Here is a 24928-nt window from a genome sequence, read left to right as displayed (position 1 = left end):
CTTTACAGTCTCATTTCATAATTTCTTAAATTTTTTATTATGCTACTTACATTTATAATTGTTACACATAAGTATCATAACTAAACATAAATTAACCTATTTTTTCATTGATAATGCAACTCTTTTTTTATTTAAATCAATTCCAATTACCTTTACATCTACTATATCACCTACTGTAACAATACTCATAGGGTCTTTTACAAAGCTATTACTCATTTCTGATTTATGAACTAGCCCATCATTTTTTATTCCAATATCTACAAATGCTCCAAAATCTACAACATTTCTTATTGTACCTTTTAAAGACATCCCTTCTTGTATATCTTCAATTTTTAGGACATCAGTTCTAAGTATAGGCTTTATTCCTTCTTCTCTTGGGTCTCTTCCTGGTTTTTTAATCTCAGCTATGATATCTCTTAAAGTAACTTGGCCTACTTCCAATTTTTCACTTAATTCTCTCAAACCATTTTCCTTAACTTTTTCATCTATTTCTTCTATATTTTTATTTTTTACATCATCCAAAGAATATCCTATTATTTCAATCATTTTTTTGCATATATCATAACTTTCAGGATGTACACCTGTATTATCTAGAGGATTCTTTCCATCTAAGATTCTCATAAATCCAGCACATTGAGTAAATGCTTGAGGGCCAAGTCTTTTTACTTTTTTCAGTTGTACTCTTGATGTAAAGTCTCCATTTTCTTCTCTATATGCTATTATATTTTTTGCGATAACCTTACTTATTCCTGCAATATGCTCTAATAGAGAATATGATGCAGTATTTAAATCTACTCCAACACTATTTACGGAATCCTCAACAACTCCATTTAATACTTCTTCTAATCTCTTCTTATTTAAGTCATGTTGATATTGGCCTACACCTATACTCTTAGGGTCTATTTTCACAAGTTCTGCTAAGGGGTCTTGTAGTCTTCTCGCTATAGATATAGCTCCTCTTATTGATACATTTATATCTGGATGTTCTTCATTTGCGAGTTCAGATGCTGAGTAAACTGATGCACCAGCTTCGCTGACTATAACATATTGAACGTCTCTATCTATCTCTTTTATCATTTCTGACACAAATGTTTCTGACTCTCTTGATGCTGTCCCATTTCCTATTGAAATTATGTCTATATTATATTTTTCAATTAATTCTTTTAAAGTCTTCTTTGCCCCTTCTACATTATTTTGAGGGTCTGTTGGATATACTGTTGTATAGTCCAATAATTTACCATTTTTATCTACAACCGCTATTTTGCAACCAGTTCTAAATGCAGGGTCAAATCCCATAACTACTTTATCTTTAACTGGTGGTTGAAGTAATAAACTTTTAACATTTTTTCCAAATACACTTATAGCCCTTTCTTGAGCTATTTCTGTCAGATGATTTCTTATTTCTCTTTCTATCGATGGGAAAATTAATCTTTTATATGAATCTTCTATTGAATTTACAATTTCATCTTTATTCTTAAAGTTTTTATCATTTACATATTCATTTACTATATAATTTAAAACTTTATCATTATTTATTTCTAATTTGACTTTTAAAAAATTCTCTTTTTCTCCTCTATTTATTGCTAAAACTCTATGTGGAGCCATACTTTTCACTGCTTCACTATAATCATAATACATATCATAAACTGATTTCTCATCAGTAGAACTTTTACTAACTATCATTCCTTCTCTTAAAGCAAGCTCTCTTATGTATTTTCTAATCTTCGCATCATCTGAAACTGTTTCTGCAATTATATCTCTTGCACCTTTTAAGGCATCCTCAACAGAAGTTACTTCTTTTTCTTCATTTATATAACTCTTCGCCTCTAAATCTATATTATCTAGATTACTCTCTAGTATTGATACTGCTAGATTTTCTAACCCTTTTTCTTTTGCTATTGTTGCTCTAGTTCTTTTCTTTTGTTTATATGGAGCATATATATCTTCTACTTCTTGTAGTGTTTTTGCTTTTTCTATATTTTGTGTTATCTCATCTGTTAATTTTCCTTGTTCATCTATTAATCTAACTACATCATCTTTTCTACTTTGAAGGTTTCTTAGATACATCAATTTTTCATAGAATTCCCTTAATGTGACATCACTCATCTCACCAGTCATTTCTTTTCTGTATCTAGCTATAAATGGTATTGTATTTCCTTCATCAATAAGCTTTAGCGTATTATTTATTTGTTCATCTTTGAGATTAAATTCATTTTTTAAGATTTGATTTATATCCAATTTTTTTCACTCCTAATGTTAGTTTTTTCATAAGTATAACAAACAGAACGAAGGCTGAGGGTTGTAGTCCTCAGCCTAAGTGCTGTAAAGTGCATAGTAAGCACTAACCTTCTTATATATCTATCTTAATTACTGTACATTGTTTATTAAACTGTCTTATTCATTTTTAAGTATTCGTTGATAAACAAGTCTATATTCCCATTCATCACACTATCTACATTTCCAAACTCAGCATTTGTCCTATGGTCTTTAACTAACTTATATGGTTGGAAAACATAGGACCTAATTTGGCTACCCCACGTTATTTGTGAGTATTTGCCTTGTATATCTTCTATTTTTTCCTTTTGCTCTAATTCTTTTAACTCTATCAATTTTGCCATCAAAAGTCTCATAGCTCTATCTTTATTTAAATGTTGAGACCTTTCATTTTGACACTGAACCACTACACCAGTAGGAATATGTGTTATTCTAACAGCTGAATCAGTTGTGTTTACATGTTGTCCTCCAGCACCAGACGCTCTATATGTGTCTATCTTCAAATCTGATGAATTAATTTCTACTTCTATATTTTCATCTAACTCTGGTGTTACATCTATAGAAGCAAATGAAGTATGTCTCTTTCCTGATGGATCAAATGGAGATATTCTTACCAATCTATGAACCCCTTTTTCACTTTTTAAATATCCATAAGTGTTGGTTCCTTCTACAAGAATTGTAGCTGTCTTTATTCCCGCTTCAGGGTCTGATATTATATCTAAAAGCTTAACTTTATAACCCTTACCTTCTGCCCATCTTATATACATTCTTAAAAGCATCTGAGCCCAATCTTGAGCATCTAGACCCCCAGTTCCAGCATTTATAGATAATATAGCATTATTTTTATCATACTCGCCATTTAAAAGAGTTTTTATTTTCATCTCAGATAATTTTTCTTCTATTGATTCTATAGACATTTCTATATCCTTTTCAACAGAATCATCCTCTTCTTCTAGGCCTATTTCAATCAATACTTCTACATCTTCTAATAAGTTTTTTAGACTTTCATATTCATCTATAGTTTCTTTTAAAGCTTTGTTTTCTTGAAGTACTTTTTGCGCTACTTCATTGTCATTCCAAAAATCTTGTTTATTTATCTTCTCTTCATTAATTTTTATCTTTTCCATCAATGAAGCTACGTCAAAGAGAAACCCTCAATTCTTCTAAATTTGAAGCTATTTGCTCCACACTATGTCTATACTCTTGTATCTTTAACATTTAATCCTCCAAAACTATCTTCCACAACAGTTTTTATATTTCTTACCACTTCCACAAGGACATAAATCATTTCTTCCAACTTTTTCATCTTTTTTAATAGTTTTGATTGTTGGAAGAGTTCCATCTGAGGGAGAAGTTAGATTTTCAACATCTACAACTGCTTTTCTTTCTACTGGAGCCTCTATTGTTATATTAAATAAATATCTTACAGTATCTTCTTTGATATGTTTATTCATCTCATCAAACATATCAAAACCTTCCATTTTATAAGCAATAACTGGGTCTTGTTGACCTACAGCACGAAGCCCTATACCTTGACGTAATTGATCCATTGCATCTATATGGTCTATCCAATGATTATCAACAGCTTGAAGTAAGATAACTCTCTCAACTTCTCTCATTCTTTCATAACCTATTTGTTCTTCTTTTGCAGTATATATCTTCATAGCTATTTCATAAACTTTTTCTGTTATTTCAACTGGATTAAGCTTTTCTATCTCTGGAATTTCTATACTACCTTTTGGTAAGAACAGATTATACATATGTTCCTTAAATCCTTCTTCATCAAATCCTTTATCTTGTGTATAAAGAGTCACTGATTCTTCTATTATAGAATGAGTCATTGATTGTACTTGCTCTTGTAAATCTTCACCTTCTAATACACGTTTTCTCTCTGCATATATTATTTCTCTTTGCTTATTCATAACATCATCATATTGAAGTACATGTTTTCTTATTCCAAAGTTTTTACCTTCGACTTTCTTTTGTGCACCTTCAATAGACTTAGATAATATTCTATGTTCTATAGGCATGTCTTCTTCAAGACCTATTTTATTTACGATTCCAGATATTCTATCGCTTCCAAACAATCTCATAAGGTCATCATCAAGACCTATATAAAATCTTGAGCTACCTGGGTCACCTTGACGACCAGCACGACCTCTTAACTGGTTATCTATTCTTCGAGATTCATGTCTTTCTGTACCAATTATAGCAAGTCCACCTGCTTCTACTACTTGTTTTTGTTCGTCTTCTGTTTGTTGCTTAAATTGTTTATATAATCTTTCGTACTCTGCTCTAGCTTCAAATAAAATTTCATTTCCTGCCACAGGTATTCCTTCTATTGGAGTATCAACTCTATTTACTACATCTTCTTTAAATCCATTTCTTCTCATTTCTCTCTTAGTTAAGAAATCTGGATTCCCACCTAAAACTATATCAGTACCACGACCAGCCATGTTAGTAGCTATTGTAACAGCTCCAAGTCTACCTGCTTGAGCTATTATTTCTGCTTCTTTATCATGGTGTTTAGCATTTAATACTTCATGTCTAATACCTTTTTTCTTTAATATTTGTGATAGTAGTTCTGACTTTTCTATCGAAACTGTACCTACAAGTATTGGTTGATTAACTTTATGTCTTTCAATTATTTCTTCAGCTACAGCATTAAATTTACCTATCTCACTTTTATATACACAATCTGGCAAGTCTTCTCTTACCATAAGCTTATTAGTAGGCACTTGGAAGACATCCATTTTATATATTGCTTTAAACTCTTCTTCTTCTGTTTTTGCTGTACCAGTCATACCTGAAAGTTTTTTATACATTCTAAAGTAATTTTGGAATGTTACAGTAGCTAGTGTTTTAGATTCTCTCTGTATTTTAAGACCTTCTTTTGCTTCTATTGCTTGATGCAAGCCTTCTGAATATCTTCTACCAAACATAAGTCTACCAGTAAACTCATCAACTATTACTATTTCTCCATCTTTAGCAACATAATCAACATCTTTTTTCATTATTACATGTGCCCTTAAAGCCTGATTTATATGGTGATATAACTCTGTATGAGATATATCTGTTATATTATCAACATTAAAATATACTTCTGCTTTTTGTATACCTGATGCTGTTAGAGATACAGCCTTATCTTTTTCTTCTAATTCATAGTCATCAGGTTTTAAAGTTAACACAAATGTATTTGCATCTGAATATAGGTGAGTTGATTTATCTCCAGGCCCAGATATAATAAGTGGTGTTCTAGCCTCATCTATAAGTATAGAGTCGACCTCATCCACTATCGCATAATTTAATCCTCTTTGAACTCTTTGCTCTTTGTGTATTACCATATTGTCTTTTAAGTAGTCAAATCCATATTCATTATTTGTACCATAAGTTATATCACAATCATATTGTTCTTTTCTAACTTTTGGATTTTGACCATGTACAATAACACCTACACTCATTCCTAAAAACTCATAAACTTTTGCCATTTGGTCTCTATCACGTTTTGCAAGATAATCATTTACCGTTACAACATGTACACCTTTTCCAGTAAGAGCATTCAAATAAACAGGAGCAGTTGCAACCAAAGTTTTACCTTCACCTGTTTTCATCTCAGCTATTCTTCCTTGATGTAATACTATACCTCCAATCATTTGAACTCTGTAGTGTCTAAGACCTAATACTCTTTTAGAAGTCTCTCTGACTACTGCAAATGCTTCTGGAAGTATATCATCTATACTTTCTCCATTTTCTAATCTTTCTTTAAATGTATTTGTCATATTTTTAAGTTCCGAGTCTGCCATAGATTCAAATTTAGGTTCTAATGAATCTATTATATCAACAGTCTTATTGAACTTTTTCAATTCTTTTTTATCTGCCATGTTGAATAAACTATCCATAAAGCTCATATTTTACATCTCTCCTCGTTCTTTATTGTACTATTATTCATTTTACCATAAAAACTATACTTTTAATATTAATTTAAAAAGCTATCGATAAATAATTTATCGATAGCTAATATGATTAAATCTAAATTGCTTTATTCATGTTCTATTATACCATATCCGCCATTATGACGTTTATAAACTACAGCTATTTCATCTGAATCTATATTCTTGAACATATAGAAATCATGTCCTACTAATTCCATTTGTAATACAGCTTCTTCTTCGCTCATTGGCTTAACACTAAATTTCTTACGTCTTTGAATTACTATATCTTGATTTTCATCTTCATAATCTTCTTGTTCATCTGCTAGATTTATCTCTGCATCTTGGAATCTTATACTCTTATTGTCTTGATGCTTATCTTGTAATCTCTTTTTATATTTTTTTAATTGTTTGCTTAATTTATCATATACAACATCTATAGCTGTGTATAAATTCTCCTGCATATCTTCTGCTCTAATTATAGGACCATTTACAGTAGCTATTGTTACTTCTATTTTTTGTCTTGTTTTTTTAGCACTTACTGTAACCTTTACATCAGTGTCTGGATGAATGTAATTATCTAACTTACTTAACTTGCTTTCGATTTTATTTTTTATTGCATCAGTTAATTCGATTTGTTTTCCAGATATAATTATGTTCATAAGTACATCTCCCTTCAATTATGCCAGTATAAGAAAATTTATACTTAATAATATATTCTACACGAAATCTCATAATCCTTCTTTTATTATTAACTTTTGTGATTTTTTCTATTCAATTGATAGAATTATTTTTCATTTTTAATCACCTTAATGCTTATGTGGATTAATATTATAACAATACCCTGTGGATAATGTGGATAAAACTGTTAATAACTCTTGTTCCTGTGTATTTAAAGCTATTTTTATTATCCTTTCTATCCACAAATATCTCCAATAATTGTTTATTAATATGTGAATTCATGTCATAAAGTGGTAATTTTAGGAAATTATATGTATTATATGTTACTTAACTTTTATAAATTTTTCATAGTTATCCACCTTCTAAAACCTCCATATTTCATTTTTTCTTTCACTATTTAGTTTAACTTCAAAATTATCTAAAAGTAGTAAAGCATCATAACAATAATTTCTTAATCAATACTCATAATATTCATATACCCAAACTACAATTGACTAACACTCTTTATTTAATCTAATAAGTTATATAAATTATATATGTTTATATTATTTCGAAATTATATCCACTAATTGTTTTAGCTTTTGTCTGTCTATATCTTCAAATGGATTTTTATCTATTCTAACAGCTGTACCAAAATGAAAATTATTTGCCTTAGTTACTCCCTTTATTTCAACTATATTATTAAAATTAAGACCTCCACCTAAAAGAATTTTTATATTATTAGAGTTAAGCATCATATCTTTTATAATTTTTATATTCTCTCTTATACTTCCCTTTCCCCCTGACGTTAATATATTTGTAATTCTGTCATAATTCTTTAAAAGATTAACACTTTCTATTGTATTTGATTCATCTATTGCTCTATGAAATGTAACATCAAGATTATCGCAATATTGCAACAAAAAATTTAAATTTTCTTCATCTATATTATTATTCTTGTCTAACATTCCAAATACAACTCCATTAGCTCCAATCTTTTTGACTGTATTTATATCTTTTAACATTATATTTATGTCTTCTTTACTATATACAAAGCTTTTAGCATGTGGTCTTATCATTACGTTCACAGGTATCTTTACACTGTTAACAACACTTTCTATAAGTCCAAAACTTGGTGTTAGCCCTCCTTCAGTTAAAGCACTAACTAATTCTATTCTATCTGCGCCACAATCTTCTATAATCTTAGCGTCTTCTACTGTCATTCCTATTATCTCTAGCATAACTACTCCTTTGCTAATTCATATATTGCATTTGAAAATATCTTTGCATTTAAGATTATATCATCTATATCCATATATTCGTCAGGATTATGTGCTATTCCTTTTTGTCCTGGAAACGAAGGTCCAAATGGAACTATATTTGGCATTACTTTTGCATATGTACCTCCATTAGTTGTTACTGGAGTACCATCTAATGATGTTACTCTTTCATAAGCTATTTGAAGTTTTTTAACAAGCTTACTATCCTTATCAAAATATACAGGGTTAAAATTAGAAATTACTTCTATCTCTGTATCATTGGGAAAATTAGATTTTATTTCATCTAAGACATCTTCTAGTTTATAACTAAATTCATATTTTACCTTTATCTCAAGTATTATGTAACTATTCTCTTTATGTAACTCTTTATTTGTGACAATCACCTTTTCAGACATATTTTCTATAAAGCTTAAAAATGTATCTTCCTTATAGTTACAGTTATTTTTGATTATAATTTTCGCCATACCTTTTTCACCATATACAACAGGATATTTGCAATCTGGTGTGAACCCCATTATAGGAGGTTTTTCATTTTTTAAATAATATGGTATATCTTTAAATCCACTTTCTTCATTTGTGCCAAAAATTATCCTAACTTTTTTATCTAACTTTAAACCTAATTCCTTAATAACATATAATCCATATAAAGCACACATTATAGGTCCTTTATTATCTAATACCCCTCTACCATAGATTTTTCCATTATATATTTCTCCTCCATAAGGTTGATATATCCAATTTTCCCCTTCATGTACTACATCTACGTGGCCAATTACACAGATATAATCTTCGCTATCTCCATATTCTGCATAACCAATATAATTGTCTAAGTTTCTAACTTTAAAGCCTAATTTTCTTGAAATTTCTAGTGCTTTATTGAGTGCTTTTCCTACCTTTTCGCCAAAAGGGAAGTCATTTTCTGACTCCCCTTCAACGCTAGGTATTTTTACAATATCTACAATATCACTTAATAAATGTTCTTTTATCTCGTCTACTTTATTGTTTATAATATTCATAAAAATCTCCTTTTAAATATTAAAGACTCTACTTTGCTGCATAAATACAAACTTTATTCACTCACTTCTATTGGAGCCTTTATCCTAGCTTCATATGCTTCCATCCACTCGTTTGACACAACCTTATGTATAGTTTTACCATCTATTCTATTTGATATATACACTGTAGGTTCTTCTGCTTTAGTAGCTACTGAGAATGTAAAGTCAGCTATGTTTGTAGCTACTCCCCATTCTCCTTTATTATTCATAGCAACTAATGATAAGTCTCCAGCTTTTCCTCGTCTTTTGATAAGTTGTTCATCTAACTCATTTACTGCTATATCACATGCCTCTTGTGGATGTTTTCCTTCTTTCATAAGTCTAACTATCTCATATGATATACACCCTTTCATCAAATCTTCTCCAAGACCAGTAGCTGTAGCCCCTCCTATGTTACTATCAACGAAAAACCCTGAACCAGATAGTGCAGAATCTCCTATTCTACCTCTTTTCTTCATAAATAGACCACTTGTTGAGGTTGCTGCACACATCTTTCCATCTCTATCTAAAGATATCATCCCAACAGTATCATGACCAGCATATGGGCTTAATCCTTTATCTAAAGTTTCTTTTTTTCTCTTCTTATAATGTAGTTTCGCTCTATCTGTTAACATATTTTTTCTTTCAAATCCATTTTTATGGGCATATTCTTCAGCTCCGATTCCAACTAAGAAATTATTCACTTTCTCATAACTTAGTTTTCTAGCTATGCTGACAGGGTTAGAATAATCTCTTATACCTGCAACTGCTCCTATATCTAGTGTGTTTCCATCCATAAATGCAGCATCAAGTTCTACTTCACAATTTTCATTTGGAAGTCCTCCATATCCAACCGATTTATAGAATGGATAATCTTCGACTCTTCTTACAGCAAGTTCTACAGCATCTCCTGCTTCCATTCCTTTTTCTAAATGTTCTGATGCTTCAGTGATTCCTTCTATAGCCATTCTCCATGTTGCTATCATTCCCCACATATCAGAAAATCCCTCCTTAATTATAGAAACTCTATCCACATACTTTAATGTAAATAATATTTTACTTAAACCTGTCCCCTAGTAAAGTGTTAATTAATAACAAAATTCTTCTTTCATTAAAGTTATGTCTTCTTTATTTGCTATTGAATTTGCTAATTTACATATATTGTTTAGTGAATCATTAAGACCAATTCCACCTTTTTTAGGTGTCTTAACTATACATATATCATTTTTGTATTCGTTTATTACGTATGTATTTTCTTCTGACATAGCTGCAAAAGCTGGTATATCTGTTTTATTATTTATATTTTTAGATAATATTGCTGACATCTTAGAAAAATTTTCATAGTTAAAACTTGGTCCACAAATTACTACATCAGGATTTAACTTTTTAACCATAGCTATCATTTTATTTGTCACTTCTTCTTCATTGTTTATAAAAAATTCATCCCCACAGAAAAGTGTCGCTATTACTTTAGATTCTTTTAAAAATGGTTCCATCATTACACCTGGACCTAATGGACTTGATTTTCCAGCAGGAGGTATATTGCTTTTTTCTTTCCCACCTGCACCTGCTTGTATTTGATCCAATATCATAACTATTTTCTTCATAATTTTCCTCCTATAATACTAAATCATCAAAAGATATATCATCATCTTCCTCTTCAACATTTGTTTTTTCTTCTTTTAAATATTGTTTATCTAACATCTTTATAAATGGCATGTACATAAATATTCCTAGTACAAGAAGTATTATTTGTAATAAAGCACCTTGCCATCCTGTTGTTAGAAATCCAGAGAATATAATTGGAGTTGTCCATGGTAATTGAACTCCATTTGTAAGTGGTACTAATCCTGCTGACATACAGAAATAAGCTATTATTATGTTTATTGTTGGAACTATTGCAAATGGTATCAATAATATTGGGTTAAGCATTATTGGTAGACCAAATATTAATGGCTCATTTATTCCAAATATCCCTGGTAAAATTGATAATTTACCCATTGATTTTATACGTTTACTTTTGCATATAAGTAACATAGCTATAATTAAGGATAGTGTACTACCTGCCCCACCAAATGTTGCAAACATATCCTGGAATTGACCAGTTATTATGTTTGGTATTTTTGAACCAGCTTGAAAAGCCGCTAAATTTTCAGCTGATAAAATTTTTAATATTGGATTATAGACAGCTCCAACAACACTACTACCATTTATTCCAAAGAACCAGAATAAATGTAAGAATATATAAGCTATTGCCATAGCACCTAAACTATTTCCTAATTTTAATAATGGCATTTGTAAAAACTTAAATATAAATTCATGTATACTTCCATATGGTGTAGCTTCAAAAGCAATCTTAACTAAAAAGAAAACTACCATAACTATTGCACTTGGTATTAATGCAGCAAATGATTTTGAAACAGTTGGAGGAACTCCATCTGGCATCTTCAATGTCCACCCTTTTTTGACAACTACTGCAAATAACTTAACAGATGTTATTGCGGTTATCATTCCTACAAACATTCCCTTAGAACCCATCCAACCTAATGGGATACCAGTTACCATATAGACTGCCTTTGTTCCTTCTGGTGTATATGGTATTACAAATGGTGTAACTATAAAAAAGGCGACTATTGCAACTGCTGCTGATGCAATTGGGTCTACATCTATTTGTTTAGCATAAGAGTAACCAATTCCTAAAACTGCAAGTAAAGTCATTACTTCAAAAGTCGCTATAGTTGGCTGTTGTAATTTTACTGCCCAATCTGGACCAAAAATTTGACCTACAAATTCGTCCCATCCTTTTATTGGGAAGTTTGCTACTAATAAAAATAATGACCCTATTATCAATAATGGTGATGATACTAAAAAACCATCTCTAATTGCAATTAATAATTTATTTTTACCTATTTTTTCAGCCAACGGCATAAGTATTCTTTCCAATTTATTCATCTATCCACCCTCATTTCTCAGTATCTTTTTACTATATTTTAAGCTTGTTTAGATTTTATTAATTTTATAGCAAGCTTTAGTACTTTTTCTCCATTCATAGTTCCATAATCAGTTTCGTTTATTATATCCACAGGCTTTCCTTGAGCTTCAAACTTTGGCTTTAACTCCTTTAGCATGTATTTAACTTGAGGTCCTAACAATATACAATCTGGATTCTTCTCTGCAACTATCTTATCAATTTCTGCTATTGGAAATGCTTCTACTTCTATTGGTAAATTGTGTTCATCTGCTACTTTCTGCATCTTTCCTGCAAGTAAGCTTGTTGACATACCAAAACTACAAAATAAATATACTTTTCTCTTCATTATCTTAAATCCCCCTTAATTACTTTTTATTTTAATTTTTGAATTTCTTTTCTTAGCACTATCATTTCTTTTATAAGGTTTCTTTCACTCATACAAGTCATTAAATGGTCTTGAGAGTGAATTAGTAAAATAGATATATCTGATTTATTTCCTCCTGCTTCCTTTTGTATAAGTTCTGTTTGTACTTTATGTGCTTTTAATATTTCTTCATTTGCACTTTCGATTAATTCATCAGCCTTTTCAAAATCGTTTTCCTTTGCACAATCAAGAGCTTCATAAAGCATAGATTTTGCATTTCCAGCATGAATTATAATCTTTAATACTATTTCTTCCATTTCTTCCTCCTAAATTACTTGTCTACTTTTAACTGATTTCTATCTGATAGATATATAATATCTTATAAAAACAAAAAAACATGCACAACTTTTTCCACTACATGGAAAATTTTGTGCTTATTCACATTTTGATATAAATTTATATAAGAATATTTTTTATATTTTTAATATCACATTTACTTAGCACATCAAGCATATTTTCATCTTCTGTCAATTTAGATATTTCTTTGAATAATTCTCTAAATACTTTTCTATCATCATCTTTTTTATAAGCTAATAAAAGTATAATCTTTATGTATTTTCCATTTCTAATTTTTATTGGTGTTTTCAATCTTGCAAAACATAAGACAGATTGTTTTATATACTTCATATCTCCATGAGGAAATAATATTCCTTTCCCAACATTAGTTGGATATGCCTTTTCTCTCTCTATAATAGAATTTAAATATTCTTTATCTGCATAATGCTTTTCGATTAATAAATTAGTTAAGTATGCTATAGCCTCATAAATATCATTATGTTCTAGCTCTCTTATTAAATAATCAGACATCATTAATCTATTCATAAGTTTATATGATGTATCTTTTTCTTTTATTTTGTTGGTAAATTCTTTGAGTTTATTTTCATCTTCATCAGTAAATAGTGGTGTTGTTATAAAAATTGGCTTTTGTACATTTTCATATTCTTGAAATGCAATTATAAAATCTATCATTTTATTGAAGTTATCTCTTCTTAAATCTTCTTCCCTTAGTGTTTCGACTATTTCTATATTATTAAATCTCTTTTCTATCTTTACTTTTAGTAACATACTTACTCCAAAACTAAATGGGCATACGATACTTGCTTTTTTAGTTGATTCTCTCTTATTACTTTTTCTTTCTAAAGATGTTTGAAAGTGAAGAGTAAGATAACCTATTTCATCTTCAGTTATTTGTGTTCCTTTTTGCTCAATTCCTATTGAATTTGAAATTACTGTAAATAAAAAACAAAATTTATTTTTTATATTATCTAAAAGTGGATTTTCCAAATAAACGTTACTTTGCATTTGGTGCATTGTAACATTTAAGTGACATATTAATTGGTCATAAAGCAATATATCATTATTAAAGTTTATACCCGATTCTTCTGATACCAGATTTATAATTCTTTTTGTATACTCTGATAATTCTTCATTAAGGTATAGTGATTTTTTAGTATCTTTACTATTTATTTGTTTATTCATGCCAAGTATTAGTGATTCTATAAATAATTTTTCTTCATGGTTTAATACTATAGATAGACTGGATTTCAACTCATTTTCTATATCTAATATAAGAATTTCTAACTTTAATTCTTTTTTAATATTTACTATTTCAAAAGAATTCCCCAACCTTATTCGTATGATATTTATAAGTAAAAATAACATCAATTGCCTGAATGAAACATCTGTAAGTCTTATATCCATTTTATCTTCTATTATAGACATTATATTTTTGACAACTATTATGTCTACTATATGGAAATATTCTATTTCATCCATGTTTAGTCTGTATTTATCTATATATTTAAATAAAAATGCCACTAACATTATCCTTATGTCTTTCTCATTTCCCTCAATACATATACCACTGCCCGTTTTAGTTGAAATTTTCAAATTATAATTACTTAATTCTACTGATAATGTATTTATTTCTTCCCTAACAATATTTTTATTTATATACAATTTATTGGACAAATCATTTAAGGTAATCTTCTTATTATTGCAAAGTAATAGATTCAATATCTCAACTTGTTTATGGAGTTCACTATTTACTCTTTTAACTTCACCTCTTAACTTCTGATTTACTATTATTTTATCTGTATCATCTCCACTAAACTTAATTCCTATTTTAGGCTTTCTTTTAATATAAGCACTACAAAAAGTAGACAACCATTCATCAATGTACTTACAATCATTTCTTATTGTTCTCTCTGAGCACTCAAAATCGTTAGCAATGTCATTGATATTTATAAATTCTTCTTTCAATAGCAATACTGTCAACAAGTTCTCTTGTCTTTTGTTCATATATATCACCTCTTTATGATTCAATCTAAATTTATTATATATAAAAAAGAGCTACACATAAAAACATTATGCTAGCTCTCTTTTAATATGATATTTAGCTGACCTGGTCTTTGACCCCACACTCGCCTACTGGAGGGTTCGCTTGGGTTCGCCGCACTACTACTCTCTCTCGATTTTATTATCGGTAGGTCTTACTTCTAAGCCGCACCATGCTCATTAACCCAATTTTTAGTGTTAACTTACGTGGATCCTTTTGCCTGCGACTGGCTTGGACTTTCAACCACAGACCTAAATATCACTTATTCATTTTAATATTTTAAAGTAAAATTGTCAATATATAAGATTATTCCATAACGTAGTTGTCATTTGCTCTTGTAAGCAACGTCATTACAAAAACCTTATTAACACCAGATAACTTTAAAATCTTAGATATTTCATTTGTTGTCACGCCAGTTGTAAATATATCATCTATCAAAAGTACATTTTTATTATTTATTAATTTAATATTTTCATTAACAGCAAATACATTTTTTAATTCCTTTTTTCTCTCTTGTTTACTTAACTTATAAAGCATCCTTGTATTTTTTTCCCTGGATATACAATCTAACATTGGAACATTGATTATTTTACTCAAACTCAAAGCTATTTTTTGTGCTTGGTTAAATCCTCTTTTATTAAGTCTTTTCTTATGAAGTGGAACAAATAATATATAATCAAATTTCACATTTTCTAAATCCAACTTTTCTTTCATTATTTGCGCTATGTATTTAGCCATAAATGTTTTTTGATTGTACTTTAATCCTAATATTATTTTTTTAGTTATCTCGTTGTATTCAATACAGGAGATTGACTTGTCAAAATAAAAACTTTTATCAAAACAATAGCTACATCCTTCAATAAATTCTTTTTCAAGTGAATGATGTATTATTGGCTTTCCACATTTTATACACCCATTCAGTATAAAATTCATTTCATTAAAACAACTTTTACAGACTGAATAGGTATTAGTTTTTTTTATTGATTTATCACAAATTATGCAATTTATATTTTCAGGATAAATAAAATCCAGACATTTATTAATTAGATTTCTAAGACTCTTAATAAAATTATCATTGCATATTTTCATATTTACTCTATCAACAGCCCTTCTTGTTTGAATTTGTTTAACTTATATCCTAAGTTTGAATATCTTTGATTTACTCTGTTATTTTTTATCATATATTCCAAATATTTCACATCTCCAACTAACACAACTAATTTTTTTGCTCTTGTCACTGCTGTATATAATAAATTACGACTTAGTAACATAGGAGGAGCCCAAGTTATTGGTATCACTACGACTGGGAATTCACTTCCTTGACTTTTATGTATGGTTGTACAAAAACTATGGTCAATCTCATCTAATTCATCATATAAGTATGATACAATTTTAGTTTGGTCAAATAGTACATAAATAGTTTTCTTATCCTTATCTATATGATATACATAGCCTATATCTCCATTATATATACCTTCCCCACTTTCCTTTTGGTCTTCTGTCTCCCACTTTTTTGTATAATTATTTTTTACTTGCATTACCTTGTCACCAACTCTAAACAACCTTTTAGAAAAACTTTCTTCTACTTTAAACTTCTCCTTTTTGTTAAGATACTTTTGTAACTCTATATTAAGATTGGTAACTCCTAGCTCTCCTTTTCTCATTGAAGATAACACTTGTATATCTTTTAGTTTATCAACATTATAAAATTTAGGTAATCTTTCATTTACCAAACCTATTATTTCATTTAATATCTCTTCATTTGTTGATTTTCTTATAAAAAAGAAGTCTTTTCCCTTTGTATTTAAATGAAGTGGTTCTCCATTATTTATCTTATGCGCATTCACAATTATCATACTTTGTTGAGCTTGTCTAAATATTTCATTTAATTTGACTACATTTATAATATTTGAATCTATCATGTCCTTAAGTACATTGCCTGCACCTACAGAAGGTAATTGGTCGCTATCCCCAACTAATATTACTCTTGTTCCTAATTTTATTGCTCTAAGTAAATTATACATTAAGATAATATCTACCATTGATACTTCATCGACTATTATTACATCTGAATTTATTGGGTCTTCTTCATCTTTAAAAAATGTTAAATCATCATCTGTTGAAAATCCCATTTCTAATAATCTATGTATAGTCTTTGCTTCTTTATTAGAAGTTTCACTCATTCTCTTAGCTGCTCTTCCCGTTGGAGCAGCTAAAGTTACACTTTTCCCATTATTTTCAAATATATCTATAATTGCATTAATAGTGGTAGTTTTTCCAGTACCTGGCCCACCAGTTATAATTAATACGCCACTGTTCACAGATTCTTTAACTGCTAAAACTTGCTTCTCTGCTAACTTAATATTCTTATCATCTTCTAAAATTTTAATTTCATTTTCTATATCTATATTCAAATCTTCAAATTCATACTGCGACAATTTTACTATTTGACTACATACTCCATTTTCAGACAAATAGTATGGCATAAGATATATGAGATTTTCATTATTTACTTTTTCTATATGTATTTTTTGATTATATACCAACATCATTACACATTCTTTTACTATGTCTCCACTTAACTCCAACAATTTTTCCGAATCTTGTATTAGAATATGTTCTGGCAAATATGTATGCCCATTACTTAGTGATTTATTTAAGGTATATAATATTCCTTGGCATATTCTATCTTTAGAATTCTTATCTATACCAATTTTATTAGCTATACTATCGGCTACTTTAAACCCTATTCCTCTTATGTCTTCAGCAAGCTTATATGGATTTTTATTTATAATTTCTATTGCACTACTTTTATATTTTTTATATATTTTTAGACAGTAATTGGGTGTTATTCCAAAAGGAGATAGTTCAATTATTATGTTTCTTAATTCTCTATCTTCTTCATAACTCTTTACTATTTGCTTTACCTTTTTACTACCTATACCCTCTACTTCTTGTAATTTTTCTGGGTAGTTTTGTATTACATCTAGTGTGTCAACACCAAACTTATCAATTATTCTCTTAGCCATTTTTTCGCCAATTCCATGTATCATACCAGAAGATAAGTAAACATAAATTCCTTCCAAAGATGATGGTGTCACTGGCATAAAACTATTCACTTCAAATTGAGTTCCATAAATTTTGTGGTTTACCCATTTACCTTCAACCTCTATACTCTCTCCCATTGCTAAAGTAGGCATACATCCTACAACAACAATTTCATCATTTTCATTTACCAGATGAGCTATTGTATAGCCATTATCTTCATTTTTAAAGACTATTTCACTTATCATTCCTTCTAATTTTTCCATTTTTATCTCCTAAAAATACTAATAATTGTTCCGTTCGTATGTTAGTATACTTAAATATATTAAGTTCTATGATAGGATTCTATCAGAAAATTTTTCTATATTTTTATACTTAACTTAATTTCTAACTATTATACATTTTATCAGAAACAAAAAAAATCTGCACCCTAAAAATATGGTACCTTAAAGTAAAGGTACCATATATAAATAATTATTTTATTTCAACCAGCTTACTTCTAAAACATAGATTAAATTTCACAAATTTATTTTGATATTAATTTACCTCAGATTTATTTTCCTTGTATCCTTCAGTTTTGGTAATTCTTCGATAAAGCATACATAGTAAAATTAAAATTCCCATATAACCTGTATATGGATATAATGTCCCTACAAGCTTATCAAATGGTAATAATCCTCCTATACATGCTAATATGCTTACTACTACTGTTATTATTTTAAATTTAGGATGGTCATCTTCCACAAATCTATTAGTTACTGACCATAATAATGGTACAGCTGTAGTATATATTCCTAATAAAAGTACTACTGAGAATAAAATACCTATAATTGGAGATATCTTGTCAGCTAAATAAAGAGCTGGTATTTCTTTTGTGTATATATTTCCTACATCTGAAAGTAATGCTAGATTCATCATTATAGCAGCTGCCATAAGGGCTACTCCACCTACTATACCTCCCCATACAGCATCTTTCTTATTTTTTGCTGAAGCTCCCATTCCAGTTAAAAATGTTATTACTATTATTACATTATAGCAAGTATAAAGTACACCTGAGAAATATCCATTTGATGTAGCAGTTTTAACGTTTAGACTATCAATTATAGCTCCTGCATTTGATAAAGCGCCAATATTACTAAATAGACTAATTGCTCCTACTAAAAGTGTAAATATTATTATTATAGGACCTATATTACCTAGTATCTTTGAAAGCCTTGTCAAACCTAGAGATACAGTTATTAGGGAAACGATTGCCATACCAATTCTACCTACATATGGATTTAGACCATAATACTCTGATAATGTAGCTCCTGCTCCTGCAATCATTATTACTAATGTACCAAACAAAAACAATGGTCCAAACCACTCAAAAAATGTACCAAGATATTTTCCACAATATACCTGATAAATCTTTATTGGTTCTTTAAGCTTTAATTCTCTCCCTTTTTCTATAACTTCTGCTCCAAACCATGAGAATAATACCATAGATATTATTCCTCCTATAATTCCAGCATACCCATAAAACGTAAAGAATTGTACTATCTCTTGACCAGTTGCAAATCCAGAACCTATTACAGTCGCTACATATGCTCCAGCAAAACTTATAACCATTTTGATGTTTATTTTATCCGACATACACACTACTCCCTCCTAAATAAAATAAATTTTTTAATAAGTAAAATTTAATGTAAGTTTATTAAGACTATATTAGTTGTATTATTGATGCTTTTCAATATTTTTTGAATTATTTAACATTACTTAACGAAATCTTAACCAGTTTTTAACATATTCCTTCTACTATGTATTAATTTAATGCAATATTATATAATGAAATATATTAATCTCACTAAATAATGTTTATTTATTATATGATTTAAAATTAGTATTTATTAAATATATTTAATCATAAAATAAAAAACTGCTAAAACGTAATTTTAAAATTACATTCTAGCAGCTCCTTATCTAAGCATTATTCACCTAATGCGTCTTTTCTTAATTGTTCTACTTTATCAGTTCTTTCCCATGGTAAATCTATATCCGTTCTACCAAAGTGACCATAAGCAGCAACCTTTTTGTAAAGAGGCTTTCTTAAATCTAAATCTCTTATTATTGCTCCTGGTCTTAAATCAAAGTGTTTGTTTACTAGTTCAACAAGCTTCTCTTCTGAAACTTTACCTGTCCCAAAAGTATCTATAAATATAGATAATGGTCTAGCTATACCTATAGCATATGCAAGTTCTATCTCACATTTATCTGCAAGTCCAGCCGCAACAATATTTTTAGCAACATATCTAGCAGCATAAGCAGCAGATCTATCAACTTTTGTAGGGTCTTTTCCTGAAAAAGCTCCTCCACCATGTCTAGAATATCCACCATAAGTGTCTATTATTATTTTTCTTCCTGTAAGACCTGTATCCCCTTGAGGTCCTCCTATAACGAATCTGCCTGTTGGGTTTATATAAATTTTAGTATCTTCATCAAGTAATTCAGCTGGTATAACTGATTTTATAACATGCTCAATTAAATCTTGTCTTATCTTATCATTTGATACTGTTTCACAATGCTGAGCTGATATAAGAACTGTATGTACTCTTACAGCTTTATTTCCTTCATATTCAACAGTAACTTGAGTTTTTCCATCTGGTCTTAAATAATCAACTAAACCTGTCTTTCTAACTTCTGTAAGTCTTCTTGATAATTTATGAGCTAATGATATTGGAAGTGGCATTAATTCTGGAGTTTCATTACATGCAAATCCAAACATTATACCTTGGTCTCCAGCTCCTACTTTTTCTATTTCTTGTTCTATTTCTTCTCCAGTCTTACTTTCTAGACCTTCATCAACTCCCATAGCTATATCTCCAGATTGTTCATCTATAGAAGTTATAACTGCACAAGTGTCACAGTCAAATCCATATTTTGCTCTTGTATATCCAATTTCTTTTACTGTTTCTCTTACTAATTTAGGTATATCTACATAAGCAGATGTACTTATTTCTCCAGCTACTAAAACTAAGCCTGTTGTTACTGTAGTTTCACAAGCTACTCTAGATTGTGGGTCTTTTTCTAACAATGCATCTAATATTGAATCTGATATTTGGTCACATATCTTATCAGGATGTCCTTCTGTAACTGATTCTGACGTAAATAAATGTCTTGCCATTTTTGTTCCTCCTTATTCATTCTTAATTTTTATTATAGGTTTTACCTTATCTTCAATTCTTAGAAATTTTACTCAAAATAAAAAACCTCTCCTTATAAGAAGAGGTTAATAATCGTAATCGCATACTAATTAACTGACCTCATCTTTCAAGACTTTTGTCTTGTAGGAATTAGCACCTTTTCCCATTTGGGTGGTTGCTGGGCTTCACAGGGCCTATCCCTCAGCCGCTCTTGATAAGGTAATCAAGATTTAAGTTTTATTTTACTTTATTAGCTTACTATTTTTTTAAAATTTTGTCAAGATTTTTAGTCATATTTTTGCCATTACTTTTTTTGTGAGACAAATAAAATATTATCTCTATCTGAAATTTAAAGTTAGGTCTTTTTAGTGTTTTTTATTCATATATTTTTTTGAAGGGGGTGTTCCTATTGTATTTAGCTAAAGTAAATTACAGCGATGATGATGTTATACAGATGCTAAGTTCAGTTCTCAAAACCATAATTAATGAAAATACGATTGTTGTTTGCATAGGAACAGACAGGGCTATAGGTGATACTTTAGGCCCTTTAGTTGGAACAATACTTAAAAACAGTAAATTTAAATACCCCGTTTACGGTACACTAGATAACCCTATTCACGCCTTAAATATATATGAGTCTTTAGATACTATAAAAAATACACATATGCAAGGTAACTTCTTGGCTATAGATGCTTGCTTGGGGTCACAGAGTAACATAGGCAATATACAGATTAGAGAAGGACCTATCCTGCCCGGAAAAGGTGTGGGAAAAAAACTACCTCAAATAGGAAATTATTCTATAGTAGGGATTGTAGATAAAATTGATGAAAATAACAGACTTTCATTTAATAATATACGTCTTAGCTTTATACTAGACTTAGCTGAAACAATAGCCTTAGCACTATTGGTATCTACTTAAATCTTATATAAGGTAACTGATAAAATTTTTTGTATTAAAAAGGTAGATACTATAGAGTATTTAATTTAATAAATACTCCAAATTATCTACCTTTTTATTTTGATATTTATTCTTCTGTTTTAATGCTTTTCATTTTTAAAAATTTTATTTTTCTACTAGAGCAAACATTAACTCACCTTTACAGACAAGTTCTTCACCAACATAAGCTTTAGCATCTGCTTTTGCTATATTTCTTCTAAGCGTTGTCATTTCAACTTCCATAGTCAATGTATCTCCTGGTCTTACTTCTCTCTTGATTCTAACTTTATCAATACCAGCAAATACACCTAATTTCCCTTTATTTTCTTCCAAAGACATCATTGCTACTCCACACACTTGTGCTAGAGCTTCTACTATCAGCACTCCTGGCATCAATGGGTAATTTGGAAAATGACCTTGAAAAAATGGTTCATTAACTGTTACATTTTTTATACCAACAGCTCTTTTTCCAACTTCTAACTCTGTAATCTTGTCCACTAATAAAAATGGATATCTATGTGGTATTAGTTCTTTTATTTCATCTATATTTAACATTTTAAACTCTCCTAATTATTTTCTTTTGAAAGACCCACCTGTTTCAAGTAAATCTATTGAGCCCAAAGCAATCCCTGTTCCTTTCGCAACACAAGATAGTGGTTCATCTGCTATTGTAACAGTTATTCCTGTTCTCTGTTCTATTATCTTATCTAATCCATATAATAATGAGCCTCCGCCAGTCATTATTATACCAACATCACCTATGTCTGCTGCTAATTCAGGTGGTGTTTTTTCTAAAACAGCATGAGTTGCAACAACTATTTGTTCAACACATTCTCTAAGGGCTTCTAACATTTCTGCTGAGTTTATAGTTATAGAACTAGGAAGACCTGTAATCAGATTTCTTCCTGTTATTTTCATATACTTTTCTTCTTCTCTCTTAAATGCAGAACCAATTTCAAACTTAATTTTTTCTGCGGTTCTTTCTCCAATAAGAAGATTATGTTGTTTTTTCATGTACTTAACTATAGCATCATCAAATCGGTCTCCGCCAACTTTTATAGATTCACTTACAACTGCTCCCCCTAGTGATATTACGGCTATATCTACAGTTCCTCCACCAATATCTATAATCATATTACCATTAGGTTGTGATATGTCTACACCAGCTCCTATAGCTGCTGCTATTGGCTCTTCTATGATATACACTTCTCTAGCCCCAGCTTGTCTAGTAGCATCCTCTACTGCTCTCTTTTCTACTTCTGTAACACCTGTTGGCACACATACCATAATTCTAGGCATGAAAAATCTTCCAAATCCCTTTTTATCAACTATCTTATCTATAAAAGATTTTAACATCTTCTCAGTTACATCATAATCTGAAATTACACCATCTCTTAAAGGTCTTATTGCAACTATATTTCCTGGTGTTCTTCCTATCATTTTTTTAGCCTCTTCTCCTACAGCTAAAACAGAATCTGTTCTGTTGTCTATTGCAACAACAGATGGTTCTTCTAAAACGATTCCCTTACCACTAACATAAACAAGTACATTTGCAGTACCTAAATCTATGCCTATATCAGCTCCAGCCATTTTTTCAACTCCTTCATTTATATATTAGATTATAAGCCTATTTATTAATACTCCTATAATAAAGCATATACAAAAATCTCGCTTTAATCAAGAGAAAATAAATGTTTTGAGAGTATTATTCTTTTGCTATTTATAATTATATAATATATTTCTTACAATAATTTAATGTAATAAAAAAAGTAGGTTTTTAACCTACATTTTTTTATGTTCCTTCTCATACTTTAATTTCGTTGCTAATCCCCCTCTAATATGTCTCTCTGATTTATTTTTGTCTAGCACACTTTTAACTTCTTTGGCAAGGGATGGATTTATTTCCTTTAATCTTTCTGTAACATCCTTGTGAATTGTACTCTTACTTACTCCAAATGTCTTGGCTGTTTGTCTTACTGTAGTGTTTTTTTCAAGTATATATTTTGCTACCACTATGGCTCTTTCCTCTATATGAGATCTCAAAGATTACCCCCCTCACATAATAGCTTTAATGATATATATGTAAAAACACCAAAAAATATAACAAGCTTAACCAAATATGATTAAACTTGTTATACTTTTACTTAATTAGACTCATTGGGTCTATAGATTTTTCTCCATTATATGCTTCTAAATGCACATGTATACCCTCTTCACTTTCTATCTGAGAAGTACTTCCTACAGTCCCTAATGATTGTCCTTCTGTTACTTTCTGATTCTTCTTAACACTAACATTTTCATCTAGATTTGAATATACTACTACAGTATTATTGTCGCTTTTTATTTTTACTGATTTTCCATATTCTTCATCATCAAATACATCTACTACCATTCCGTTTAATAGAGATTTTATTTCTTTACCTTTAGTACAACTAACATCTATACCTTTATGAGTTTCCCAAACATCCAATGTTTTAGAATAACTAGGTTCTTTTTCTGAATATTCTCTTATTATCTTATCACCAATGTAATTTAATTTTGTTGTACTTGACTTATTTTCTTCTTTTGCCTTAGCTTTTTCTAAGTTTTGTTTTGAATCTGTCGCAGTAGGGATAGCATCTTTCTTATCTTTTTCAATTAAATGTATTTCCTCTTCACTATCTTTATTAGATTTTTCTATCATGCCTTTATTAGAAGCTAATTTATCTACATTATTATTTGTAAACCAAACTCCACCTACTGCTAATAAACAAACACATACAAATAAAGATAAATAAAAACCATCTTTTTCTAACAGTTTTTTCTTCATTTCGCACCTCCAAATATATTTCTACATTTGGATTATTGACGTGTT

Annotated in this window: 21 protein-coding genes and 1 riboswitch; of the genes, 1 reads left to right on the top strand and 20 read right to left on the bottom strand. The window is 29.6% G+C overall.

Annotated elements, in window-relative coordinates:
* Window positions 1-96: 96 nt before the first annotated feature.
* The 16 genes from IC173_RS09960 to metK all read right to left on the bottom strand — a co-directional run bounded on the left by IC173_RS09960 (window position 97) and on the right by metK (window position 21118).
* Window positions 97-2238, bottom strand: a complete 2142-nt coding sequence (locus IC173_RS09960) for a Tex family protein (RefSeq protein WP_227483553.1) — start codon at window positions 2236-2238, stop codon at window positions 97-99.
* Between the two features lie 146 nt (window positions 2239-2384).
* A protein-coding gene (gene prfB, locus IC173_RS09955; RefSeq protein WP_227434561.1) for a peptide chain release factor 2 occupies window positions 2385-3492 on the bottom strand; the annotation gives its coding sequence in 2 pieces (ribosomal slippage) (window positions 2385-3416 and window positions 3418-3492; 1107 coding nt in all).
* A gap of 14 nt (window positions 3493-3506) precedes the next feature.
* Window positions 3507-6182: a preprotein translocase subunit SecA gene (gene secA / locus IC173_RS09950; RefSeq protein WP_227483554.1), complete on the bottom strand. Its 2676-nt coding sequence runs from the start codon at window positions 6180-6182 to the stop codon at window positions 3507-3509.
* Between the two features lie 131 nt (window positions 6183-6313).
* Complete coding sequence (gene hpf, locus IC173_RS09945) at window positions 6314-6865, bottom strand: ribosome hibernation-promoting factor, HPF/YfiA family (RefSeq protein WP_227434559.1); 552 nt, start codon at window positions 6863-6865, stop codon at window positions 6314-6316.
* A 564-nt stretch (window positions 6866-7429) separates the two neighbouring features.
* Window positions 7430-8104 (bottom strand): copper homeostasis protein CutC, encoded by a 675-nt coding sequence (locus tag IC173_RS09940; protein ID WP_227434558.1) that lies wholly within the window; start codon window positions 8102-8104, stop codon window positions 7430-7432.
* Window positions 8105-8106: 2 nt separating this feature from the next.
* A complete protein-coding gene (locus IC173_RS09935) occupies window positions 8107-9159 on the bottom strand; it encodes a Sapep family Mn(2+)-dependent dipeptidase (protein ID WP_227434557.1) in 1053 nt (350 codons plus the stop codon).
* Between the two features lie 53 nt (window positions 9160-9212).
* A complete protein-coding gene (locus IC173_RS09930; protein WP_413927546.1) occupies window positions 9213-10211 on the bottom strand; it encodes a N(4)-(beta-N-acetylglucosaminyl)-L-asparaginase in 999 nt (332 codons plus the stop codon).
* A 54-nt stretch (window positions 10212-10265) separates the two neighbouring features.
* The gene (locus tag IC173_RS09925; protein WP_227434555.1) at window positions 10266-10784 is read right to left on the bottom strand and encodes a GrdB-related putative oxidoreductase; all 519 of its coding nucleotides are present in this window, start codon (window positions 10782-10784) and stop codon (window positions 10266-10268) included.
* Between the two features lie 10 nt (window positions 10785-10794).
* Window positions 10795-12129 (bottom strand): PTS cellobiose transporter subunit IIC, encoded by a 1335-nt coding sequence (celB, locus tag IC173_RS09920; protein WP_227434554.1) that lies wholly within the window; start codon window positions 12127-12129, stop codon window positions 10795-10797.
* Window positions 12130-12167: 38 nt separating this feature from the next.
* On the bottom strand, window positions 12168-12494 hold the full coding sequence (locus tag IC173_RS09915; protein WP_227434553.1) for a PTS sugar transporter subunit IIB: 327 nt from the start codon (window positions 12492-12494) through the stop codon (window positions 12168-12170).
* A gap of 26 nt (window positions 12495-12520) precedes the next feature.
* Entirely contained in the window at window positions 12521-12829 is a 309-nt protein-coding gene (locus IC173_RS09910; RefSeq protein WP_227483559.1) for a PTS lactose/cellobiose transporter subunit IIA, read from the bottom strand.
* A 139-nt stretch (window positions 12830-12968) separates the two neighbouring features.
* Entirely contained in the window at window positions 12969-14873 is a 1905-nt protein-coding gene (locus IC173_RS09905; RefSeq protein WP_227434551.1) for a BglG family transcription antiterminator, read from the bottom strand.
* Between the two features lie 343 nt (window positions 14874-15216).
* Window positions 15217-15999, bottom strand: a complete 783-nt coding sequence (locus IC173_RS09900; protein ID WP_227851676.1) for a ComF family protein — start codon at window positions 15997-15999, stop codon at window positions 15217-15219.
* 2 nt (window positions 16000-16001) lie between these two features.
* Complete coding sequence (locus IC173_RS09895) at window positions 16002-18221, bottom strand: ATP-dependent RecD-like DNA helicase (RefSeq protein ID WP_227855484.1); 2220 nt, start codon at window positions 18219-18221, stop codon at window positions 16002-16004.
* Between the two features lie 271 nt (window positions 18222-18492).
* On the bottom strand, window positions 18493-19590 hold the full coding sequence (locus IC173_RS09890) for a hypothetical protein (RefSeq protein ID WP_227434548.1): 1098 nt from the start codon (window positions 19588-19590) through the stop codon (window positions 18493-18495).
* Window positions 19591-19924: 334 nt separating this feature from the next.
* The gene (gene metK / locus IC173_RS09885) at window positions 19925-21118 is read right to left on the bottom strand and encodes a methionine adenosyltransferase (RefSeq protein ID WP_227434547.1); all 1194 of its coding nucleotides are present in this window, start codon (window positions 21116-21118) and stop codon (window positions 19925-19927) included.
* Between the two features lie 136 nt (window positions 21119-21254).
* A riboswitch (SAM riboswitch) is annotated at window positions 21255-21358 on the bottom strand.
* A 188-nt stretch (window positions 21359-21546) separates the two neighbouring features.
* On the opposite strand from metK, the gene yyaC reads away from it, so the two are divergent.
* Window positions 21547-22056, top strand: coding sequence for a spore protease YyaC (yyaC, locus tag IC173_RS09880; protein ID WP_021382545.1), 510 nt, complete (start codon window positions 21547-21549; stop codon window positions 22054-22056).
* Between the two features lie 144 nt (window positions 22057-22200).
* On the opposite strand, the gene fabZ is transcribed toward yyaC, so the two are convergent.
* The 4 genes from fabZ to IC173_RS09860 form a co-directional block, all read right to left on the bottom strand.
* A complete protein-coding gene (fabZ, locus tag IC173_RS09875; RefSeq protein WP_227483562.1) occupies window positions 22201-22629 on the bottom strand; it encodes a 3-hydroxyacyl-ACP dehydratase FabZ in 429 nt (142 codons plus the stop codon).
* A 15-nt stretch (window positions 22630-22644) separates the two neighbouring features.
* Window positions 22645-23664 (bottom strand): rod shape-determining protein, encoded by a 1020-nt coding sequence (locus tag IC173_RS09870; protein ID WP_227434545.1) that lies wholly within the window; start codon window positions 23662-23664, stop codon window positions 22645-22647.
* 192 nt (window positions 23665-23856) lie between these two features.
* Window positions 23857-24117 carry a sporulation transcriptional regulator SpoIIID gene (gene spoIIID, locus IC173_RS09865; protein WP_044212029.1) on the bottom strand — a complete coding sequence of 87 codons (261 nt, stop codon included), beginning with the start codon at window positions 24115-24117 and terminating at the stop codon, window positions 23857-23859.
* 97 nt (window positions 24118-24214) lie between these two features.
* Window positions 24215-24883 carry a M23 family metallopeptidase gene (locus IC173_RS09860; protein WP_227434544.1) on the bottom strand — a complete coding sequence of 223 codons (669 nt, stop codon included), beginning with the start codon at window positions 24881-24883 and terminating at the stop codon, window positions 24215-24217.
* Window positions 24884-24928 lie beyond the last annotated feature (45 nt).

Source organism: Clostridioides sp. ES-S-0048-02 (assembly GCF_020658495.1).
Lineage (GTDB): Bacteria > Bacillota > Clostridia > Peptostreptococcales > Peptostreptococcaceae > Clostridioides.
This window is presented reverse-complemented; position numbering and strand designations above follow the sequence as displayed.

Excerpts from the sequence above, each read along its gene's own strand:
- IC173_RS09905 (WP_227434551.1), bottom strand. The coding sequence starts at position 14,873 with ATGAACAAAAGACAAGAGAACTTGTTGACAGTATTGCTATTGAAAGAA.
- IC173_RS09910 (WP_227483559.1), bottom strand. The coding sequence starts at position 12,829 with ATGGAAGAAATAGTATTAAAGATTATAATTCATGCTGGAAATGCAAAA.
- IC173_RS09925 (WP_227434555.1), bottom strand. The coding sequence starts at position 10,784 with ATGAAGAAAATAGTTATGATATTGGATCAAATACAAGCAGGTGCAGGT.
- hpf (WP_227434559.1), bottom strand. The coding sequence starts at position 6,865 with ATGAACATAATTATATCTGGAAAACAAATCGAATTAACTGATGCAATA.
- metK (WP_227434547.1), bottom strand. The coding sequence starts at position 21,118 with ATGGCAAGACATTTATTTACGTCAGAATCAGTTACAGAAGGACATCCT.
- fabZ (WP_227483562.1), bottom strand. The coding sequence starts at position 22,629 with ATGTTAAATATAGATGAAATAAAAGAACTAATACCACATAGATATCCA.
- IC173_RS09890 (WP_227434548.1), bottom strand. The coding sequence starts at position 19,590 with ATGTCGGATAAAATAAACATCAAAATGGTTATAAGTTTTGCTGGAGCA.
- IC173_RS09860 (WP_227434544.1), bottom strand. The coding sequence starts at position 24,883 with ATGAAGAAAAAACTGTTAGAAAAAGATGGTTTTTATTTATCTTTATTT.
- celB (WP_227434554.1), bottom strand. The coding sequence starts at position 12,129 with ATGAATAAATTGGAAAGAATACTTATGCCGTTGGCTGAAAAAATAGGT.
- IC173_RS09940 (WP_227434558.1), bottom strand. The coding sequence starts at position 8,104 with ATGCTAGAGATAATAGGAATGACAGTAGAAGACGCTAAGATTATAGAA.
- secA (WP_227483554.1), bottom strand. The coding sequence starts at position 6,182 with ATGAGCTTTATGGATAGTTTATTCAACATGGCAGATAAAAAAGAATTG.
- IC173_RS09915 (WP_227434553.1), bottom strand. The coding sequence starts at position 12,494 with ATGAAGAGAAAAGTATATTTATTTTGTAGTTTTGGTATGTCAACAAGC.
- IC173_RS09895 (WP_227855484.1), bottom strand. The coding sequence starts at position 18,221 with ATGGAAAAATTAGAAGGAATGATAAGTGAAATAGTCTTTAAAAATGAA.
- IC173_RS09900 (WP_227851676.1), bottom strand. The coding sequence starts at position 15,999 with ATGAAAATATGCAATGATAATTTTATTAAGAGTCTTAGAAATCTAATT.
- IC173_RS09935 (WP_227434557.1), bottom strand. The coding sequence starts at position 9,159 with ATGAATATTATAAACAATAAAGTAGACGAGATAAAAGAACATTTATTA.
- IC173_RS09870 (WP_227434545.1), bottom strand. The coding sequence starts at position 23,664 with ATGGCTGGAGCTGATATAGGCATAGATTTAGGTACTGCAAATGTACTT.